The organism is Xanthomonas sp. NCPPB 2866 (assembly GCF_041475745.2).
GTDB lineage: Bacteria > Pseudomonadota > Gammaproteobacteria > Xanthomonadales > Xanthomonadaceae > Xanthomonas > Xanthomonas arboricola.
In genome coordinates, this window is sequence record NZ_CM192975.1 from 1,371,055 (window position 1) to 1,392,148 (window position 21,094).

Here is a 21,094-nt window from a genome sequence, read left to right on the forward strand (position 1 = left end):
ATGCCGACTACAGCAGATCCAGCGGCTGCTTGCGCGTCGGTGGCGGGAACGCACGGTCCAGTTCGGCAAGGTCCTGCGCGTCCAGGTGCAGCGTGCACGCCGCTGCATTCGCGCGCACATGCGCGGGCGTTCCCGATTCGGGAATGGCAATGACCTGGCCGCTGCGGATCGCCCATGCCAGCGCTACCGCAGTTGCGGCCACGCCGCGTCGCTCGCCGATCGCGTGCAGTACCGGGTTATCCAGCAATGCGCGGCTGCCAAGCGGCGAATACGCCATCACCGTCACCTCGTGCTGTGCGCACCACGGCAGCAGATCGAACTCGATGCCGCGGCTACCGGCGTGATACAGCACCTGATTGACCAGGCAATGCTGCCCGCCCTCGATCTCCCACAGCTCCTGCATGTCCTCCACATCGAAATTCGATACGCCCCAGTCGCGGATCTTGCCGGCATCGCGCAAGGCCTCGAAGGCATCGACCACTTCGCGCAGCTCGCTGCCACCGCGCCAGTGCAGCAGATACAGATCCAGCGTGCGCACGCCAAGCCGCTGCAGGCTGGCCTCGCAGGCACGCGCGATGCCGCGCGCGCTGGCATTGCTCGGCAGCACCTTCGACACCAGATAAGGCCGCTGCGCGCTGTCCATGGCCTGGCCGATCAATTGCTCCGACCGTCCATTGCCATACATCTCGGCGGTGTCGATCAGGCGCATGCCCAATTGCTGGCCTGTCTGCAGCGCATCGATCTCCTGCTGCGGCGGGTGTCGTCCCTGGCCCAGATTCCACGAGCCGAGCCCGAGTGCCGGCACGCTGCGTCCGTTGCGCAGGCGCACCGTGGGGCAGGGGGATGAGGTGGAAACGGACATGGGTGGCTCCTGATGATGCGATCAATGCGAGGGTGACTGTGCCGGCGTTGTGGTCGCGTGTGGTGGCGTCAGCGTTGCCTGTGCATCCCAGAACGTGCAGCGATGCCGTTGCGCGAAGTCGGGCGTTGCGCCGATCCTGCCGGGCGACAGCGTCAACGGAGCGTCGCCATCGAAGCGCGGCCACTGCGGACGGCCAGCCCCGTTCGGATCGCCGGTGCGCGCAAACGCGCCCCAGTAATCCTGCAGCGTATTGGCGAAGGCCTGCTGCGCCGGCGTGAACGCCGGCTCGCCACTGAGTACCCACGGACGCTGCAACAGGTACACCAGTTCGGACGCGTGATACGCGCCCAGCGGATGCGAGAACGGCAGGCGCAACAGGCCGTAAGGCGCCTGCGGGTCGTCGAATTCGTACGCATACACCGGCGCGCGGGTGTGCAAGGCCTGGCCCAGCCTACGTGTCGGGCAGGCGAATCCGCCATCGGTGACGATGTCGGCAAATGCATCCCAGCGCGATTGCGCGGCAACGTCCGCGTAGCGCGCCATGATCGCGCTAGGGTCGGCATGCATGCGCTTGAGGCGTGCCTCATAACCGCTGCGCAGGTTGAGCTTGCCGATGTAGGACAGCAACTGCGCAAACAGCCGCCCTTCGTTGCGGTTGGTGCCGATCAGCACCGGCACCTGCGCATGTTGCAGGTTGGCGATCGCCTTGGCGGGCGGCAACGGCAACACCTCGCCGCCGGACATCGGCGCCCAGGCATCGCTGCCGGTCAGGCCACGTCGCTGCGGTTTTGCGTCGGCCACGCTGTCGGCAGGCAATGCGCGCAGGCACGCGGCAACATCGCCTGAGCGCTCGCAGCCAAGCGTCTGCGCCATACGCACACCGCCGCGCTCGGCTTCGGCACGCGGCAGGCTGGAATCGCTGGCCAGGCAACTGCCGCTCTGCAGGATTGCGCGTTGGAACAGACCGGCCGCGCCCGGTGCGGCCAGTTGATAGCAGATGCTCCAGGCACCGGCCGATTCACCGAACACGGTGACGTTGTGCGCATCGCCGCCGAAGGCGGCGATGTTGCGCCTGACCCAACGCAACGCAGCCTGTTGATCGAGCAATGCATATGCGCCTTCGCCCTCGCCACGCAGCGCCGGATGCGCGAAGAAACCGAACACCCCCAACCGGTAATTGGGCGCCACCACGATGACGTTCTGCCGCGCGGCCAATGCACTCAGGTCGTAGTCGACATTGCTGCCCAGCTCCAGCGCGCCACCGTAGATCCACACCATCACTGCGCGCGGATGCGCCGGCGCAGGGCCGGGTGGCGCATAGACGTTGAGGGTGAGGCAATCCTCGGACACCTGCTTCTGCCCGAAGCGATAACGCGGCAGGCACGCCGGGCCGGCCTGGGTGGCATCGCGGACCCCCTTCCAGGCTGGCGCCGCCTGCGGCGCGCGAAAGCGCAATGCGCCCACCGGCGGCGCGGCGAACGGCACGCCCAAGAACACCCGCCCCTGCGCGCCGGCAACACCGCGGACTGCGCCGGCATCGGTCTGCACCACCTCGGCCTGCGCATCGGCAGCGTGCACCAGCGCCGGCACCTCGCCAGGGCGGCGTGGCGCGCACGCGGCCAGCGTGCAGGCCGCCAGCAGGAGGATGCCGAAGTGTTTCAGCTGAAGCATGCGCAGGTCTGCCGTGTGCGTGAGGACGTCCGCCATCATCTCCACCGCACGTGTAGGGCAGGCAAACGTGTGGTTGGTAGGACACCGGCACGAGATGGCCGGGTACACGTGTTGCTGGGGAGTGAGCGGGTATCGCTGCCTGCGGCGCATGTGTACCTACTGGCGCAGTCGTCCTGCATGAAGTGTTGATGCATCCGCCTGCGACGGGCAGATGGCGTCGCTGGCGCCCGGTCGAGTGCGGTGCGATGAGCGCAGCACGCGCCGGAGGTCAATCTTTCATCGCTGCCCATGAAGAGCTGGCTATCGCCCTGGCTGTGACAAACGCAAAACCTGTGGTGGCGGCAGCGCCTGCCTGTCCCGGCACGGCAACAAAAAACCCAGCCGTGTGACCGGCTGGGTTTCGCATTTTTACCTGGTGGTGGCGCTTACGCCTCCACGTCGTCCTTGTACGCATCCACCGGGATGCAGGCACACATCACGTTCTTGTCGCCGTAGACGTTGTCCACGCGCGCCACCGGCGGCCAGTACTTCTGCTGCTTGAGGCTGGGCAGCGGGAAGGCGGCCAGTTCGCGCGGGTAGGCGTGGGTCCACTCGCTGGCCGACACCTGGGTGGCGGTGTGCGGGGCGTGCTTGAGCGGGTTGTCGTCGCGGTCCAGGCGGCCGTCTTCGATGGCGCGGATCTCTTCGCGGATCTGGATCATCGCGTCGATGAAGCGGTCCAGTTCGTGCTGCGATTCGCTTTCGGTCGGCTCCACCATCAAGGTGCCGGCGACCGGGAAGCTCAGCGTCGGCGCGTGGAAGCCGAAGTCGATCAGGCGCTTGGCGATGTCTTCGGCACCGATACCGCTGGTCTTTTCCAGCGGGCGGATGTCGAGGATGCACTCGTGCGCCACCAGGCCGTTGCGGCCGGTGTACAGCGTCTTGTAGTGCGGCGCCAAGCGCTTGGCGATGTAGTTGGCATTGAGCAGGGCCACCTGGGTCGCCTTGCGCAGGCCGCCGCTGCCCATCATGGTCACGTACATCCAGCTGATCGGCAGGATCGAGGCCGAGCCGTAGGCCGCCGCGCTGACCATGCCGCCGATGCGCGAGGAGTGTCCACTCCCGCTTTCGGAGTTGAGTCCGCCGCCATGGATGGCGGCAGTTTGACCTTCGCCGGCATGGATGCCGGCACGAGGCAGGTATGGCGCCAGATGCGACTTCACCGCGCACGGGCCCACACCCGGGCCGCCGCCGCCATGCGGAATGCAGAAGGTCTTGTGCAGGTTCAGGTGCGACACGTCCGAGCCCCACTTGCCGGGCTTGGCCACGCCGACCAGGGCATTCATGTTGGCGCCGTCGGTGTAGACCTGGCCGCCATGCGCATGCACCGCTTCGCAGATCGCCACCACATCCTCTTCGAACACGCCGTGCGTGGACGGGTAGGTGATCATCAACGCGGCCAGGCGCTCGGAGTACTTTTCCGCCTTGGCGCGGATGTCGTCGACATCGACATTGCCGTTGGCATCGCACTTGGTCACGACCACGGTCATGCCGCACATCTGCGCCGAGGCCGGGTTGGTGCCGTGGGCGGATTCGGGAATCAGGCAGATGTCGCGATGCGCTTCACCGCGCGCGCGGTGATAGGCACGGATCGCCAGCAGGCCGGCGTACTCGCCCTGCGCGCCGGAGTTGGGCTGCAGGCTGACCGCGTCGTAGCCGGTGCATTCGACCAGCATCGCTTCCAGCTCCTCGATCAGCTGCGCGTAGCCGGCCGACTGCTCGGCCGGGGCCAGCGGATGGATCGCGCCGAACTCGGGCCAGGTCACCGGGATCATTTCGGCAGTGGCGTTGAGCTTCATCGTGCAGCTGCCCAGCGGGATCATGGTGCGATCCATCGCCAGGTCCTTGTCGGCCAGCGAGCGCATGTAGCGCAGCAGTTCGTGCTCGCTGTGGTGGGTATTGAATACCGGGTGTGTCAGGAACGCGCTGCTGCGCAGCAGGCCCTGCGGCAATGCGTCGGCAGTGGCGGCATCGAGCGCGTCCACATCCGCCTGCGCGCCGAACAACGCGGCCAGTGCAACCACATCGGCGCGCGTGCTGGTTTCATCCAGGCTGATGCCGACCGCTTCGCTGTCGATCGCGCGCAGGTTGATGCCGGCGGCGCGGGCCTTGGCGTGGATGGCGTCGGCATCGATCGCCTTGACGTGCAGGGTGTCGAAGAACTGCTCGCCCACGGTGACACCGGCACTGCGCAGGGCGGCGGCCAGGATCGCGGCAAGGCGATGCGTGCGCCGCGCGATGCGGGTCAGGCCCTCGGGGCCGTGGTAGACCGCGTACATCGAGGCCATTACGGCCAGCAGCACCTGCGCGGTGCAGATGTTGGAGGTGGCCTTCTCGCGGCGGATATGTTGCTCGCGCGTCTGCAGGGTGAGGCGATAGGCCGGGTTGCCGGCGGCATCGATCGACACGCCGATCAAGCGGCCCGGCATCGAGCGCTTGTAGGCATCGCGGCAGGCCATGAATGCCGCATGCGGGCCGCCGAAGCCGAACGGCACGCCGAAGCGCTGCGAATTGCCGACCACGATGTCCGCGCCCCATTCGCCGGGCGCGGCGATCAGGGTCAGCGCCAGCAGGTCGGTGGCCACCGCGACCAGGCTGCCTTGTGCGTGCACCGCATCGGCCAGCGCGGCGTGATCGCCGATATGCCCGAAGCTGTCCGGGTACTGCAGCAGCACGCCGAAGCATTCGGCCTGCAAGGCTTCTTCCGGCGTGCCGACGCGCAGCACGATGCCCAGCGGCTCGGCGCGGGTGCGCAGCAGTTCCAGCGTCTGCGGGTGCACCGCGTCGTGCACGAAGAAGGTGTCCGACTTCGACTTGGCCGAACGCTTGGCCAGCGTCATCGCTTCGGCCGCGGCAGTGGCTTCGTCCAGCAGCGAGGCGTTGGCGATCTGCATGCCGGTGAGGTCGGCGCACAGGGTCTGGAAGTTGATCAGCGCTTCCATCCGGCCCTGCGAAATCTCGGCCTGGTAGGGCGTGTAGGCGGTGTACCAGGCCGGGTTTTCCAGGATGTTGCGCAGGATCACCTTGGGCGTATGGGTGCCGTAATAGCCCTGGCCGATGAAGCTGCGCTGCACCTGGTTCTTGCTGGCGATGGCGCGGATCTTGGCCAGCGCCTCTTCTTCGGTGATCGCCTCGGGCAGCGCCAGCGCCGCTGGCGACTTGATGTTGCCGGGCACGATCGCATCGGTCATCGCATCCAGCGAGGCGTGGCCGACCACCTCCAGCATCTGTGCGATTTCTGCGTCGTTGGGGCCGATATGGCGTTCGACGAACGCACTGTGGTGTTCGAGGTCGCGCAAGGAAGACGTGGTCTGGGACATGGCGGGCATCCGGGGCAGGGGGCAGACGAATGGTCGACGGCCACCGGACCGGCGTGACGCGCGCAGCGCATCACCTCCTGTCGCAGCGACAGTCTTCCTCGCGCCCCTCTGTCCTTTTGCCTGAGAGTTTAAGAACGCGGCATGGCGCTGGGCCTGCCTGCGTTCCGTGCCCCTTCGGCGCCGGCATCGGCCGGTCTCTCCAGAGTTGTACTGCGGATGGTATCGGGCCTGAGCGATTACGGGCTGTTGCGCCTTCGGCAGCGGCAGTGCCGCTTCTCCCACCGTGTTGCCGACCGATTATAGCCTGCGTGCGCACGCGCCGGAGCGCACGCGGCAGGCCATGCGCTCGGGTTTGCTTAACCTTGCAACGGCGAGCGCCTATCATCGACGCCCTTGTGCTCATCCCGACGCCGTCCCCAGGGCGGCGCCGGCGTGCGTCCCCCCGATGCACCACGTTTCGGATCCCTGCATGACCCCCACCACGCCTTCCACCCGTCGCATGGCGCTGCTGCTCGCCGGGTTGGCGATGTTCGGCCCGTTTTCCATCGACACCATCTTCCCGGCGTTCTCGCGGCTCAGCCGCAGCCTGGCGGTGGACGAGGTGGCGATCCAGCAGACCATCAGCGTCTATCTGCTCGCCTACGGGCTGATGAGCATCGCGCACGGCCCGCTGTCCGATGCCTGGGGCCGCAAGCGGGTGATCCTGGGCGGGCTGGTGCTGTTCATCGCCGGCTCGGTGGGCTGCGCGCTGTCGCAGGACCTGCCCACCCTGCTGGCGTTCCGCGCACTGCAGGGGCTGTCGGCCGGGGTGGGCATGATCGTCGGGCGGGCGGTGATCCGCGACCTGTTCCAGGGGGCGGACGCGCAACGGCTGATGAGCCAGGTGTCGATGATCTTCGGCATCGCCCCGGCGATCGCGCCGATCATCGGCGGCTGGATCCTGCTCAGCGGTGCCGGCTGGCCGCTGATCTTCTGGTTCCTGGTGGCGTTCGGGCTGGTGCTGCTGGTGGCCACGCTGACCTGGCTGCCGGAGACCCACCCGCCGGAGGCGCGCACGCCGCTGCAGCTGCGCCGCCTGATGCACGACTACGTGCGGATCGGCTTCAACCCGCGTTTTCAGCGGCTGGCGGCGGCCGGTGCGTTCAACTTCGCCGGCATCTTTTTGTACATCGCCTCGGCGCCGGTGCTGATCATGCGCCACCTGCACCTGGGCGAGGGCGACTTCGCCTGGCTGTTCATTCCCACCATCGGCGGCATGACCCTGGGCTCGTTCCTGTCCGGGCGCATGGCCGGCAGCATGGACCCGGTGCGGCAGATCCGCATCGGCTTCATCTGCTGCGGCGTGGCGGCGCTGGCGAACCTGGGCTACACCATGACGGCGGCGCAGATCGCGCTGCCCTGGGCGGTGCTGCCGATCTTCCTGGCCGGCGTGGGCATGGCGCTGATCTTCCCGATCCTGGCGCTGGCGGTGCTGGACATGTACCCGCACCAGCGCGGCCTGGCCTCCTCACTGCAGGCCTTCACCCAGCTGATGACCAATACGCTGGTGGCCGGGGTGCTGTCGCCGCTGCTGAGTGAACACCCGCGCCATCTGGCGATCGGCATGACCGGTTTTTTCCTGCTGGGCTGGCTATTCTGGCGCTGGGAACGCCGCAGCGGCCGCCGTCTGCGCCGCCGCCAGGCCGAGGAGGCTGTGCCTCTGGAGCCGGCCGACCATCTCTGACCTCACAGGAGCCTGCATGTCCACCGATTCCAAGCTGCGCCGCGACGCCCGCAAGCGCGCCGCCGAGCGCCAGCGCAACCAGGCCGCCGCCAATCCCGCGCCGGTTTCGCCGATCGAGCCGCATGCCGAACTGCGCGACCAGCAACGCACGCTACTGGCCGGCATCGTCCGCCGCGACGGCGAATGGGTGCTGGGCATGGACGGCCGCATTGCCGGCGAAAGCACCAGCGCCGCCCAGGTGCTAGCCCTGATCATGCGCGCGGCCGAGCTGCACGAGCGGCAGGGCACGCCGGTGCGGCTGACCTATTCGGACGCGCTCAAGGACGCGGCGTATGCCGAGGCGGCCGCCGACGGCAGGGATTTCGAGGCGTTCCGGATCGAGTTCGCGCAGAAGCTGGTGCCCGCGCGCACCAACTGAGGTCATAACGCAGCGGTGTCGGCGAGACCGGCTCCGGACACGGCCCATTCCGCGTCAGCGGGCCGTGTTCGGTGCTGACCTCCGCCAGGGCTTGGCTGCGGATCAGCCGGCGCGCTGGATCAGCGCGCCGGAGCCTGTCGCTGGACGTCCTGTTGCTGCGCCTGTTCCTGCGCGGCGGCGTTGCGATCCTGCTCGGCGCCCACGGCCTGCGCACGCTGCAGGCTGTGGTCCACCGGCGTCTGCTGCGCGGCCTGGGCATCGAAGGGTCCGCGCAGGTGCGCCGGCGAATCCAGCGCTCCCTGGACCACGAAGCCCTGTGCCGGGTCGCGGCCGAGCACCACGTGGTCGACGCGCTGCAGCCCGTGCTCGCGTGCGGCCACCAGCGCGCCGGCTGCCAGGCGCTCACTGTCCGCATCGGGTACGCGGCCGCGCGCGGCTTCCAGCTGCTCCACCGCTGCGGTGCATTGGGTCAGCAGCGCATGGTCCGGACTGGCCGGATTGCGCGGATCCGCCGCCGCGGTTTCCGCAGCAGCCTGGCGCGGAAGCGCCTCGGCATCGATGCGCTGCAACCGGCCGTCGTATGCCCCATCGGCGCCGTCGGCGATGCGCTGCAGCCGCTCGACGAACGGATACGGCTCGCCGCCCACATTGCGCGCCATCGCGATCGCGAAGCGTTCGGGTGACTGCGCTGCGGCGTTGCGGTCGCCGACCAGCGCCGTCAGCGAGCTGCCGCCGATCCTGCCGGCTTCGACGCTGGCCTGGGTCTGCTGCATCAGCGCCTGCATCTGCGCCTCGCTGAAGGCCAGCGTGGTCTTCTGCCCTGGCGCAATCGCACCGGTGCCCGCCATGTCGCCGCTCAGCGCGCTGTTGAGATTCTGTGCAATCGCCTTTTCCTCGCTGGCCTCGTTGCGCCCGCCCAGGCGTTGCAGCAGCCCCGGCGCGGCGACATCGCCATCGATCTCGAAGCGGTAGCTGCGTTCCTGCACGCGTTCGGTGTCGTTGCCGTCGTACTGGCGCACGATCGTCAGCGGCACGTTGCCGCCGTATTGCAGCTGCTGTACCACGGTGTAGCCGTCCTGGCCCGGTGTGCTGATGCGCACCTGGCTGCCCTGATTCCGGTTGCCGGCCACATCGGCACTGAGCGGGCCCAATTCCAGCTGCAGACGCTGCTGCGAGCTGAAACTGATCCGCTCCACCGTCTGTAGCTCATCGACGCCGGGCACGCCCGGTGCCATCTTGCCCTCGCGTATGAACGCGCCCATGGCTGCGCGCGCACGCGGATCGGCCAGGTCGAATTGCGCGCTCTCCACACGCGACTGGCCCAGGGCGTCGGCGCGCCCGAGCAGGGCCTGCGCCGGTCCCACCTTCAGGCCAACGGCGTTGACTGCCTCGATGGCTGCGTTGGGTCCGGTCACCACACGCACGTGGCGCTCGTCCACGCGCTCGATCAGGTAGCTGCGGCCGCTGGCTTCGGTGATCTCGCTTTGCATGGTGAGGTGTTGCAGGCTCGCCGAGGCATCGCGCTGGGTGTAGGTCTGCGCGTCCATCACCGCGCGCGCGCCGATCGGCAGGCTCTCCGGCTGCAGCGGATTGACGCGGGTGGCCGCCTCTGCAGGCTGGTCGGCACCGGGCAGCGTCAGTGCGTAACGCATGCGCTGCCCGGCACTGGTGCTGGTCTCGATGCTCAGCTTGCTGTCGCCGAGCTTGGTCTGCAGGCGTTGCTGCTGGCCGGTGTTGGCATCGGCCTCGAGGTTGAAGGTGGTGGTCTTCGCTTCGGCGTCGCTGAGCTTGCCCAGGCCGAGCGAGCGGCTGCTGCGCAGGCTGTTCTCGCCCAGCGGCTGCGTCGGACGGCCGCTGCTCTGCTCGCTGGTATGGGAATACTTGACCGTCTGATCTTCTGGGCTGAGCTCGATGTTGCTGCCGCCCACTTCCAGCGCGTAGTCGCTGCTCTTGCTGCTGTAGATCGGGTCGAATGCGCGGTCGTTTGCGTCGTCGATGAACTGCTTGTTGCGGTCCGCGTCGCGCGGGTCCGGGCCGGTGGAGGTGTTGTTCACTGGATGCATCCTGCATGCTGCGCCGGTGCAGCGGGCGCGCAGTATATCGCCGGCGTTTTGTGCGTTTATCAAATCAACGTTATGCGGCGGCCAGGGTGAGGGCCGCCGCATGCCGCAGGGAGCGCGTGCGTCAGTGCGTTACGGCAGGCACAGGCGTAGTGCTGGCGGCCGCGGGTGCGTTCGCCTGCCAGCCGCACAATTTTCCCTGGTTCTGCTGCTTCAGCCACTCGTTCATCGGCGCGAAATATTCCAGCATCGGGCCGGCATCCAGGCGGTCGTTGCCGGTAAGTTCCTTCAGCGTGGTCTGCCAGGGTTGGCTGGAACCCCGTTGCAGCATCGACCAGAACTTCTGCCCGGCGTCCTTGTTGCCGTAGAAACTGCACTCGTACAACGGGCCTTGATGGCCGGCGGCTTCGCACAGGCCCTTGTAGAACTGGAACTGCAGGATGTGCGCAAGAAAATACCGGGTGTACGGCGTGTTGCCGGGCACATGGTACTTGGCGCCGGCGTCGAAGAACTCTTCGCCGCGTGGGCTCGCCGGTGCAACGCCCTGATACCTGGCTTTCAGTTCCCACCAGGCCTGGTTGTAACGCTCGGGGGGGATCGAGCCGTCGAACACGCCCCAGCGCCAGCGGTCGATCATCAGCCCGAACGGCAGGAAGGCAACCTTGCTCAGCGCCATGCGCATCTGCGAATTGAGCAGCGCCTCGCGGCTGGTTTGCTGTTCGCCGACCATGCCGATCGACTGCAGATACCTGGGCGTCATGGCCAGCACGATGGTGTCGCCGATCGCTTCGTGGAAGCCGTCGTTGGCGCCGTTCTGGAACAGTGGCGGCAGCGGGTTGTAGGCCAGGTCGTAATAAATGTGCCCAAGCTCGTGATAGATGGTGGTGAAATCTTCTTCGGTCGGCTTGATGCACATCTTGGTGCGCACGTCCGCACCGATGTTCTGGGTCGCTTCGCCGCCCATGTTCATGTCCCATGCGCTGGCATGGCAGACCACGTCGCGGTCCAGCGGTTTGATGAACTGCGAACGCTGCCAATAGGTGTCGGGAAGCTTGGGCATGCCGAGCGAGGTGTAGAAATCCTGCGCACGTTCGGTCATCTGTTTTGCAGTGCGCAGCTGCGCTTCGCGCTCGGCCTGGAAGCGTGCGCCACTGCCGCCTTCGGTGCCGGTGGTGCGTGCCAGCACCGCACTCAGGTTGCCCTGGTACTGTTTTTCCAGCGCAGCGGTGATGTCCAGGTCGCCGGCACCCGGGTACGGCTGCAGCAGGTCCCACAGATTGCTCCAGTCCTGCTGCCACATATTGCCCATCAGATGCGCCGGCAACATGCCGCCGGCGAGCTCGCCCTTGTCCTTGCCGTACTGCGTATCGAGCTTGCCGCGCGCATAGCACTGCAGTTGTGCGTATAGCGGCTTGACCTGGTCCCAGAGACGGTCGGTCTCGCTGGCCAGTTGCGCTGGCGGCATGTCGTAACCGCTGCGCCACAGCACGCCGACATCGGCAAAGCCCAGCCCGCGCGCGCCCTCGTTGGCGAGCTCGACAAAGCGCTGGTAGTCCTTGCGCATCGGGACTGCAGTGCCATGCCAGCCCTGCCAGGCATCCAGCTGTTCGGCGTAATCACGGCTGCTGGCCAGCACCTGTTCCAGCTCGCCAAGCTGGCGGCAGCGGCGTTGTTCGCCATCGCCCACGCAATAACTGGCCGCACCATAATCGCCTTCCATCTTGGCGGCGATCCGGGTGAGCTCTGCCAGCTTGGCCGGGTCGCGTGGGGCGGGCAGGGCGCTCATCAATTTCAGCAGTTGCAATGCACGCGCGCTGTCGGCCGACATCGGGGTGCCTGCATACTGCTTGGATTGTTCGATCCAGCGGTCCAGTTGCGCCAGCGAGCGTTCGTTGGCCTTGGCGGCCAGCAGTTGCGAGTCACCGTTGATGTAGGTCGAAGACAACCACTGCGCGGCGGTGAGTTCCGGGTAAGCGGCCTTGTACTCGGCGCCGATACGCGCGACGAACTGGTCGGCGCTTTCCTCCGGCGCGGCTTTGGCGGCAGCGGGCTTGGCGGGTGCCGCCGCGTCCTGACGGCAGGCCGACAACGACAGGGTGCCGGCGGCCACGGCCAGTGCCAGCCACAACAAACGAGGATTCACGGGTGGTCCTTGCGGTGAAGTCCGACGCAGGCTAGAGCGCGTCGGGGTTCACCGCAAGCGCTGTCACGGTGTACGCGACTTGGGTGGGCTGCAAATCCATCTGTGCTCGTCAGAGCAAGTGCCACATTGGCGTGCTCATCGCAGGCGGGCACGGCCGTTACCTGTTTGCCCGCCATGTACTGCCAGCTGCTTCAAGACTGGGGGACCGGTGGCATTGGGTTGATGGAGCGGTGCAGGCGGATCAGTTGCAGAGCGGATGATCTGCCGCTTGGCTGCAAGGCCCTCGCCCGCCCACCATCGCGGGACACGCCGCAAGTACGTCCGTGTAGGCGCTTACGCGGCATCCATGCCGCGTAAGGTCCCGCGACGGTGGGCGGGCAAGGGCCCGTCGAGATAGTCGGTGTGCACGGTAAGAGCAGTGCCTGATGCGCGTTGTTCGGAGTGTCGTGCGTCCGAAAATCTTTCCATCGCAAGTTGCGCAGCAAGTCTTCAAAAAAGAAGCCGACCAACTTACTGGCGCGGTGTCCTTGCCGGCATGGATGCCGCCAAGGAACCTCCACGGGAGGATTCACGGCGTGTCGCGCGAGCGGCTAGGGCACCGTGCCTTCGATAAGCCATGCTTGAAGAAATCCAGCTGCATTTATCCCGTGCATTGCGCGAACAGATCGCGCTCGCGCGCATAGGCGCTGGTCTTGACCTGCATCAGACCGAGCACCGACGGAAACAGCGCGTCCTGATCGGTGTACTGGCCGGCACGGTGGCGCAGGCAGGTTTCGTCCAGGCCGCGGTCACGTGCGAACTCCGGCGAGAACCACATCACCATCGGCACGTGGGTCTGTTCCTTGGGCGCGATCGCGTATGGCACGCCATGCAGGTAGAGGCCTTTTTCACCCAGCGATTCGCCGTGATCGGAGAGGTAGATCATCGCGGTGTCGTAGTCCTGCAGCCCGCGCAGCGTGTGGATGGCCTGGTTGAGGAAGTGATCGGTATAGGTGATGGAATTGTCGTAGGCGTTGACGATGTTCTGGCGGCTGCAACTGCCCAGGTCGGCGGTCTTGCACACCGGCTTGAAGCGCTCGAACTGTGCCGGGTAGCGCTCGAAGTAACTCGGCCCGTGGCTGCCGAGTTGATGTAGCACCACCACGCGGTCGCCGGGCTTTGCGCGGACTTGCGCAGCCAGGTCGCTCAGCAGGATCTCGTCCATGCAACGGCCATCGGCGCACAGCCCTGGCGTGGTGGCATCGTCCAGCTTCTGGATGTCCAGGCCATCGCAGACGCCCTTGCAGCCGGACTGGTTGTCGCGCCACAGCGTGGAAATGCCGGCGTGTTCGAGCACATGCAGCAGCGACTGGTGGCCGCGGATCGTGTCCTCGTTGTAATCGCGGCGGCCGAACGGCGAGAACATGCATGGCACCGAGACCTCGGTGCTGGTGCCGCAGGAATGCATGTCAGGGAAATTGATCACTCCGGCCTGCGCCAGCTCGGGCGTGGTCTGGCGCGCATAGCCGTTGAGGCCCCAGTTCTGCGCACGTGCGGTTTCGCCCAGCACCACCAGCAGCAGGCGCGGACGGCTTCCGGGTGCACGTGGTGTGGCCATGGCGTCGTGTTCGACCGGTTGCTTGGGCGCATGCTTGATCGGCGAATCGGATTTGAGGTTCTGCCGCAGTGCCACGATGTAGTTGATCGGCGTGGCCAGGTAACGTACCTCGCGGTGATTGCGCATCAACGCCGAGACGTCCTGCGACGACAGCATCGCGCCGGCCGCGCCGACCACTGCCACCACCAGCAAGAAGCCGGCGCGGATTGCCAGTGATCTGCCGATGCTGCGTGCTTGCAGGCGCGTGCGCCACAACAGCGTGGCCGGAATCAGGAAGTAGCACAGCAGCGGCAGGATCAAGCCGGGCGTGAGCAGTTCGCGCGATTCCTTGTGGTCGGTATGCAGCACATTGCGCAGCATGTCCGCATCCAGGTAGACGTTGTAGCTGTCCATGTAGTGCGCAGCCAGCGCGGTGGTGAACAGCAGCAGCGTCAACAGCGGCTTGGCGTTCCAGCGCCACACCAGCAGGCCCAGCAATAACGCATGCACGGCCACCAGCAAGGCCATCAACGAGATGGCAAACCCGAGACTGCCCGGATGCGTGGCCATGGCCGTGTGCCAGAACAGCTGGTTGCACACCAGTGCGAAGAACAGACTCGACAACAACACCAAGGTTTCGGTCGAGACCGTCGGTCGCGTCGTCCAGCTCAGTGCGCGCAGGCGCTTGAGCCCAGGCGATTGCGGTAGATAGGTACTCATGCTGCATCCCCCGATTGCAACACCACATCATTGGCGCGATGCGGTCGAGCCAGCATCACGCAGTACAGTGCAAGTGCAGTTCCCCAACACACCGCCAGCGACCACAGGTCGTGCGACAGAAAATGCGCGCCGCGTAATTGCTGCGCAATCCCGAATAACAAGCCTGCCGCGATGCCCAGCCACAATGCAGGAACACGCCACGCAGGACGCAGTGCTAGCGCACAGAAATACAAAGCCACCCACGCATAACCGGCACTGGCGTGGCCTGCAGGGAAACAACCGGACGCAGCAATGCCGTTGCGCGATTCGAATAGCCCGATCATTGGATGGGTGCCGCCATAACGGCTTAAATCCCATGGGCAATCCATCGCCGTCCACGACTTGAGCAAGGAAACAAGCGACGTCGACAAGGCGATTGAGGTCGCGAGATATGTCAATGGCCAGCGCATTGCGCGCAGACGTTGGTTGCACCAAGCAAGCACAGCCAGCACCAATACACCGATGGCTGTAGCCGTGCTCAACCACTTTCCAATGCGATGGACGAGGTCGCTGGTAAACCAGTGGTCTTTCAGTAGCCAGTGTCCGCCTTCCAGTCGATACAGCGCATCGGCAATCCATTGGTCACCGCCGAGGTTCATCAATAGCGCACTGAGCAGTGCCACGCATGCCAGCGGAAGCCACAGGTGCAGAGCAAGAAATCGCGTCTGCAGCAATGCGAAAGAGCGCGCTGATCTCGGCGCGTAAATGGGAAGCGTGGTCATCGAAGAATCGGGCTGGTCGTCATTACCCTGCATCTTCGAAAGCGGCATGTCGGAAAGTGGTCGGACCCGAGTTGCGCGAACGTTAACGTTTATCGGGTATATCAATCCGCGTCGGAATCCGCACTTATCTCCTTTTCATCGGATATTCGTGAGATGCAGTCGACATGCCATGCCGTGCCGTGTATTAACTGCCATTGATTGCGGTTGGACTCGCCAATATCGATCCGTTGCGCCGGATCGATGCACGCCGGTACCGCCTGCTTGAGGACGAACAGCCAACGACGCTCAGGTGCGTGTGCAAGCCATGGACCGGCCTTGGCCCACTGCTGCTGCCAACTCGCCTTGAAGCCGAAGTCGGTGACCGGTCGATCCGCCTGCAGCATGTTCTGCTCGCGCCAGGCCAGCATGCCGAGCTCGGCCTCCGGGCCGATGCGCTGTCCCACGCGCTGCATCAAGCGGGCGGCAGAACTGTAAGGGTCCAGTGCCGGCATCAAGCCCAGGCCGTACACGCTCCATAGTGCGGCGGTCACCACCACCACCGCGGTGCCGGTGCGCTTGCCACGCGACCATGCAATTGTCGCCAGGCCGACCACGCCCAGCCCGATCAACCAGAGACCCACCGATCGCAGCGAGGCCAACTCCATCCCGCGCTGCAGGGCGGTGTTTTCCGCCCAGTGCAGATGCAGTGCGATACCGCTGCCCAATGCAAGAGCGGCCAGCGCGAGCAGCAGCAAGTAGCCGGTCAGCAACACGCGGACGCCACGTTTGCGCAGCAGCCCGGCCAGAAGCGGTGCGGCGGCGATGCACAGGGCCGGCAGCATCGGAAAGATGTAGACCTCGCGCTTGCCCGGGCTGGCGCTGAAAAACACCAGCACCAACACGCTCCAGGCAAGCAGCAACAGATAGCGCGGGTCGCCGCGTCGCAGCCGTCGCCACCAGGCCGGCAGCAACCAGGGCAGCACCAGGCAGCCGGGCAACCACAGCGTGGCGATCACCTGCAGGTAGTACCAGGCCGGCTTGACATGATGCCAGGCGTGCGCATAACGGGTACCGGTCTGCTTGAACAACAACTCGTGCGCGTAGGCATGCAGCGCCGGGTCGTTGCTTTGCCACAACGCGATGCCCAGCGGACCAAGCCACACCGCGGTCCCCGCCAGGAACGCAGGCAGCACCAGCAACCAGCTGCGCCCGGCCTGTGCGCGTGCCGGCAGCACGCGCCAGTGCCTGCGCGGCAGCGCCATCCACGGCAGCAACAGCAGCAAGGGCAGAAAGCCCACACCCTTGGTCACCGTGCCCACGCCGGCGGCGAACAGTCCCAGCGTCCATGCGCGCCAGTCCGGCCCACGCAGCAGATGCCGCAGCATCCCCCACAACGACAGCGTGGTCAGCGCCACCAGCACCATGTCGATCTGCGCACGCTTGGCCATCAGGCCGAACTGCAGCACCGCAAACAACCCCAGCACCGCATGCCGCGCCACGCGTCGGTTCCACAACCGCCGCGCGATGTCCCAGGTCAGCCACAACGTGGCGAGCGCAGCCAGCAGCGGCGGCAGCAGGAACGCGACCGGCCAGTGCGGCACCAGCTCGTAGCTGGCTGCCTGCAACCACATGAAGACCGGTGGCTTTTCGGCGTACAGCTCGCTGCCCCGGTGCGGCAATAGCCACTGACCGGTCGCGACCATGCTGCGTGCGGCCAGCACAAAGCGCGGCTCGTCCGGCGGGTTGGGCTGGCGCAGGCCCAGCCCGGCCAGCAGGCTGACGACGATCAGCAACACGGCGACAAGCAGTGCACGCTGGCGGGAAGTGGCGGCGGAGATGGCAGGCGACACGCGCACGCCCCGATCGGTAGGGCGCCACACTATCCGGCAAGCAGGTCGGAATTTTGTCGGAGCCATCCAGAGCGGCTGTGTTCGGCCAGGCTCGGTTAGGATGCGCACATCGTCCCTGCCGGGCCGCCCTGGAAACGCGCTCATGCGGCTGCTGGTCATCGAAGACAACCGCAACATGGTTGCCAACCTGTTCGACTATTTCGAAGCGCGCGGGCACACCCTGGACGCGGCGCCCGACGGCATCACCGGCCTGCATCTGGCCACCACCCAGCAGTACGACGTGCTGGTGCTGGACTGGATGATGCCGCGCATGGACGGCCCGGAAGTGCTGCGCCGCCTGCGCGAGCAGCACCAGTCCGAGCTGCCGGTGATCATGCTCACCGCCCGCGACGAGCTGCCCGACAAGATCGCCGGTTTCCGTGCCGGTGCCGACGACTATCTGACCAAGCCGTTCGCGCTGCCGGAACTGGAGGTCCGCATCGAAGCCCTGCTTGCGCGTGCGCATGGGCGCCGACGCGGCAAGTTGCTGCAGGTGGCCGATCTGCGTCTGGACCTGTCCACGCTGGAAGCCACCCGCGCCGGCCAGGTGCTGCACCTGTATCCGGCCTGCCGCAAGCTGCTGGAAGTGCTGATGCAGGCCAGCCCCGCCGCGGTCACCCGCCAGCGGCTGGAGCAATCGCTATGGGGCGACGATCCGCCCGATGGCGACATGCTGCGCTCGCATATCTACGAGTTGCGCCGCAGCGTGGACGGCCCGTTCGCGCAGAAACTGATCCACACCCTGCCGCGGCTGGGCTATCGCCTGGCGCCGCTGGAAGGTGCCGGCGATCCGGCTGCGGGCGAGTGCAGCGATGCTTAGGCAGCGCCCGTTGGGCCGCCGCGTGCTGGTGTGGTTGTTCGGCTACACGTTGTTGATGGTGCTGGCGGTGTTCGGCACCGCGCAGTATCTGCACGAGCGCGCAGAACACGGCGTGTGGCGCTCGTTGCTGAATTCGGAGCTGGACAGCATCCTGGATCGCAGTGCGCAGAATCCGGATTACCGCTGGCAGGACTCGGACACCCTGCGGCTGTATCGCGTCGACGGCAGCGCGGCAGTGCCGCCGGTGTTGCGCACGCTGCATCCCGGCCTGCACGACGAGCTGGAAATCGCCGGCCGCCAGAGCGCGGTGATGGTGCGCGACACGCCGCATGCCGGGCGCCTGGCGCTGGTGCTGGATATCACCGACTTCGAGGCGCTGGAGCAGTTCATCACCCGCTGGATGCTGGCGGCAGGCGTCGCGCTGATCGGCATCACCTTGCTGATGGGGACTTATGCGATGGCGCGGCTGGTGCGCCCGCTGGTGGAGCTGGCGCGCGACATCGGCGCGCTGCGTCCGGAGCGGCGTGCGCAACGCATTGCTGTTGGCCCGCAGGGCAGCGCCGAGCTGTACGTGATTGCCGATGCGCTCAACGACTATCTCGATCGCAACGGCCAGTTCGTCGAACGCGAACGCGCCTTCATCGACAGTGCCAGCCACGAGTTGCGCACCCCGCTGGCGGTGATCGGCAACGCCGCCGAACTGGCGCTGGAGCAAGCCGGCACACCACCGGCGGTGCGCCACCAGCTGGAGCGCATCGCCCAGACCAGCGCCGCGGTGGAGCAGTTGATCACCTTGTTGCTGGTGCTGGCCAAGGACCCCGGCCGGCTGACGCGCAGCAGCGATACGCTGCGTCTGGACCAGTTGCTGCCGGAGATCGTCGCCGACCACGCGCATCTGCTCGCCGACAAGGACCTGCAGGTACTCACCGACCCGCTTCCGCCATGCAGCCTCACCGCACCGGTGGCGATCGTGCAGACCGCCATCGGCAATCTGTTGCGCAACGCGATCGAGAACAGCGACCGCGGCATCATCCGCGTCTCGCTATCGGCACCAGGTGTGGTGCGCATTGCCGACCCGGGCCACGGCATGACGCCGGAGGAGATCAGCGCGATCTACGCGCGCCTGGCGCGCGGCAACGCACGCCAGGGCAACGGCATCGGGCTGGAATTGATCGGGCGGCTCTGCGAGCATCTGGGCTGGCATCTGAACCTGGATTCCAATGCCGGGCAGGGCACGGTGGCGACGCTGGACCTGTCCGGGGCATTGGCCGCGACAGCGAAGGGCTGATGGGGCAGTCACGCAGGCGGTGACATCGCACGTGGTCGCGCACACGCCGCGTGTGCGGCATCTGCCAGCGCCCGACGGCCGTTTACTACGGCGTGGCAGCCACTGCGTTGAGTGGACGCATCGACTGATCTCGAGAGCCGCATCCAGCGCAACGCCCCTCGACCACGGCGCGGGCACTCAGGCCGGCAGCAAACCGCGCGCGCTCAACCAGCTGCGCGCATTTTCTGCGTCCTGCTCGAACCAGGCGCGCGTGGATCCCAGCCGGTAGGTGTAGCCCCAGGTGTCCATGTCGGTCATCAGGCGCGCGCTGCCCACGCCCGGCAATTGCTCGGCCAGCAGGATCTGCAGATAACAGGTGGCGTCTTCCTCATCCACCGAATCGGTGGCGTCGGTATGCACAGCCGCGCGTTTGTCGGCCGGCAGGACGATCAGGTGCCCGGCCTCGTGCAACAGCGAATGCACCGGCGTGTCATCACGCACATAGACATCGCAGCCGATGATGCCGGCTTCCGGTTCGCCCCAGAAACTGCCGGGGATCGGCGCGCCGGCTTCCACGCGATGCAGGCGCAGGCCATAGCGGGCGAGCAGCGCGGCCGGCGCGTCCAGGCCGATATCGCCCACGCACAACACGCTGGCTGGCTCGGCGCTGGAGGAAGAGTCGATGGTCACACGCAAGGGCTCGCGGTCGGTTCGGGCCGTCAAGGCGGCACCGTGCAAACACGGTGCCGCAGGGGACGCTTACTTGTCGCCGTCTTCGGGCAAGGCAACCGAAATATCGAGCACGTCATGCTCGCCATCCTTGACCAGATCAACCCGCACCGCATCGGCGTCGATGTTGACGTACTTCTTGATCACTTCCAGCAATTCGCGCTGCAGCAGCGGCAGGTAATCCGGCCCGCCGCGGTGGTTGCGCTCTTGCGCAATGATGATCTGCAGGCGGTTCTTGGCCGTCTCGGCGGTGTTCTTCTTGCTCTTGAGAAAATCGAGCAGGCCCATGCTTACCCTCCGAACAGCTTGCTGAAGAAGCCTTTCTTCTCCACGGATATGAATCGCATCGGGCGCTCTTCGCCCATGATGCGGGCGACCGCGTCGTCGTAGGCCTGGCCGGCCGGGGACTCGGCATCCAGGATCACCGGCTCGCCCTTGTTGGAGGCGTTGAGCACATCGCCGGATTCGGGAATCACGCCGATGGCCTTCAGCCCCAGCACTTCCTCCACGTCGGTGATGCTGAGCATCTCGCCGCCTTCCACGCGGCCCGGGCTGTAGCGGGTCAGCAGCAGGAAGGCCGGCACGGTCTGGCCTTGCTCGGCCTTGCGGGTCTTGGAATCGAGCAGGCCGATGATGCGGTCCGAGTCGCGGACCGAGGAAACTTCCGGATTGACCACCACCACCGCACGGTCGGCGAAATACATCGCCAGGAACGCGCCTTTCTCGATGCCGGCCGGCGAATCGCAGACGATGTAGTCGAAGCCGTCGGCGGCCAGGTCCTTGAGCACCTTCTCCACGCCTTCCTGGGTCAGCGCGTCCTTGTCGCGGGTCTGCGAGGCAGCCAGCACGTACAGGTTGTCGAAGCGCTTGTCCTTGATCAGCGACTGCTTGAGCGTGGCTTCGCCATGCACGACGTTGACGAAGTCGTACACCACGCGCCGCTCGCAGCCCATGATCAGGTCCAGGTTGCGCAGACCGACGTCGAAGTCGATGACGGCGACCTTCTTGCCGCGCCGTGCCAGCCCGCAGGCCAGGCTCGCGCTGGTGGTGGTCTTGCCAACGCCGCCCTTGCCGGAGGTGACTACGATGATTTCAGCCAAAGGATTTCTCCGAATAT

15 protein-coding genes and 1 riboswitch are annotated in these 21,094 nt (G+C 66.3%); of the genes, 4 read left to right on the forward strand and 11 right to left on the reverse strand.

All coding sequences use genetic code 11. The features are described from left to right. Positions 1-7 precede the first annotated feature (7 nt). The 3 genes from ACCQ04_RS05915 to gcvP form a co-directional block, all read right to left on the reverse strand. On the reverse strand, positions 8-862 hold the full coding sequence (locus ACCQ04_RS05915) for an aldo/keto reductase (protein ID WP_226426686.1): 855 nt from the start codon (positions 860-862) through the stop codon (positions 8-10). A 21-nt stretch (positions 863-883) separates the two neighbouring features. After that, positions 884-2,533, reverse strand: a complete 1,650-nt coding sequence (locus tag ACCQ04_RS05920; protein WP_226426685.1) for a carboxylesterase/lipase family protein — start codon at positions 2,531-2,533, stop codon at positions 884-886. A 425-nt stretch (positions 2,534-2,958) separates the two neighbouring features. Beyond that, on the reverse strand, positions 2,959-5,892 hold the full coding sequence (gene gcvP, locus ACCQ04_RS05925; protein WP_226426684.1) for an aminomethyl-transferring glycine dehydrogenase: 2,934 nt from the start codon (positions 5,890-5,892) through the stop codon (positions 2,959-2,961). 98 nt (positions 5,893-5,990) lie between these two features. Then, a riboswitch (glycine riboswitch) is annotated at positions 5,991-6,105 on the reverse strand. Positions 6,106-6,361: 256 nt separating this feature from the next. Here gcvP and ACCQ04_RS05930 point away from each other — a divergent pair. Together ACCQ04_RS05930 and ACCQ04_RS05935 are read left to right on the forward strand one after the other, a co-directional pair. Beyond that, positions 6,362-7,615 (forward strand): multidrug effflux MFS transporter, encoded by a 1,254-nt coding sequence (locus ACCQ04_RS05930; RefSeq protein WP_024939474.1) that lies wholly within the window; start codon positions 6,362-6,364, stop codon positions 7,613-7,615. 16 nt (positions 7,616-7,631) lie between these two features. Then, the gene (locus ACCQ04_RS05935) at positions 7,632-8,033 is read left to right on the forward strand and encodes a hypothetical protein (RefSeq protein ID WP_226426683.1); all 402 of its coding nucleotides are present in this window, start codon (positions 7,632-7,634) and stop codon (positions 8,031-8,033) included. Between the two features lie 119 nt (positions 8,034-8,152). Here the strand turns inward: ACCQ04_RS05935 and ACCQ04_RS05940 are convergent, their stop codons facing one another. The 5 genes from ACCQ04_RS05940 to ACCQ04_RS05960 all read right to left on the reverse strand — a co-directional run bounded on the left by ACCQ04_RS05940 (position 8,153) and on the right by ACCQ04_RS05960 (position 17,128). After that, positions 8,153-10,087, reverse strand: a complete 1,935-nt coding sequence (locus tag ACCQ04_RS05940) for an XVIPCD domain-containing protein (protein ID WP_345778017.1) — start codon at positions 10,085-10,087, stop codon at positions 8,153-8,155. Positions 10,088-10,217: 130 nt separating this feature from the next. After that, the gene (locus ACCQ04_RS05945) at positions 10,218-12,236 is read right to left on the reverse strand and encodes a M2 family metallopeptidase (protein ID WP_226426681.1); all 2,019 of its coding nucleotides are present in this window, start codon (positions 12,234-12,236) and stop codon (positions 10,218-10,220) included. A 640-nt stretch (positions 12,237-12,876) separates the two neighbouring features. Next, complete coding sequence (locus ACCQ04_RS05950; protein ID WP_226426680.1) at positions 12,877-14,532, reverse strand: phosphoethanolamine transferase; 1,656 nt, start codon at positions 14,530-14,532, stop codon at positions 12,877-12,879. Beyond that, positions 14,529-15,293: a phosphatase PAP2 family protein gene (locus ACCQ04_RS05955; protein ID WP_184516510.1), complete on the reverse strand. Its 765-nt coding sequence runs from the start codon at positions 15,291-15,293 to the stop codon at positions 14,529-14,531. The genes ACCQ04_RS05950 and ACCQ04_RS05955 overlap by 4 nt, the downstream gene beginning before the upstream one ends. A 101-nt stretch (positions 15,294-15,394) precedes the next feature. Then, on the reverse strand, positions 15,395-17,128 hold the full coding sequence (locus ACCQ04_RS05960) for an ArnT family glycosyltransferase (RefSeq protein WP_372358707.1): 1,734 nt from the start codon (positions 17,126-17,128) through the stop codon (positions 15,395-15,397). Positions 17,129-17,264: 136 nt separating this feature from the next. Between ACCQ04_RS05960 and ACCQ04_RS05965 the strand changes: the two genes are divergently transcribed. Together ACCQ04_RS05965 and ACCQ04_RS05970 are read left to right on the forward strand one after the other, a co-directional pair. Next, entirely contained in the window at positions 17,265-17,981 is a 717-nt protein-coding gene (locus ACCQ04_RS05965) for a response regulator transcription factor (protein WP_016901685.1), read from the forward strand. Next, positions 17,974-19,269: a sensor histidine kinase gene (locus ACCQ04_RS05970; RefSeq protein ID WP_046342007.1), complete on the forward strand. Its 1,296-nt coding sequence runs from the start codon at positions 17,974-17,976 to the stop codon at positions 19,267-19,269. The genes ACCQ04_RS05965 and ACCQ04_RS05970 overlap by 8 nt, the downstream gene beginning before the upstream one ends. A 177-nt stretch (positions 19,270-19,446) precedes the next feature. Here the strand turns inward: ACCQ04_RS05970 and ACCQ04_RS05975 are convergent, their stop codons facing one another. The 3 genes from ACCQ04_RS05975 to minD form a co-directional block, all read right to left on the reverse strand. Beyond that, positions 19,447-19,938, reverse strand: coding sequence for a hypothetical protein (locus ACCQ04_RS05975; RefSeq protein ID WP_104553306.1), 492 nt, complete (start codon positions 19,936-19,938; stop codon positions 19,447-19,449). 69 nt (positions 19,939-20,007) lie between these two features. Continuing rightward, the gene (gene minE, locus ACCQ04_RS05980; RefSeq protein WP_005994583.1) at positions 20,008-20,265 is read right to left on the reverse strand and encodes a cell division topological specificity factor MinE; all 258 of its coding nucleotides are present in this window, start codon (positions 20,263-20,265) and stop codon (positions 20,008-20,010) included. A gap of 2 nt (positions 20,266-20,267) precedes the next feature. Continuing rightward, the gene (gene minD, locus ACCQ04_RS05985) at positions 20,268-21,077 is read right to left on the reverse strand and encodes a septum site-determining protein MinD (protein ID WP_016901689.1); all 810 of its coding nucleotides are present in this window, start codon (positions 21,075-21,077) and stop codon (positions 20,268-20,270) included. Positions 21,078-21,094 lie beyond the last annotated feature (17 nt).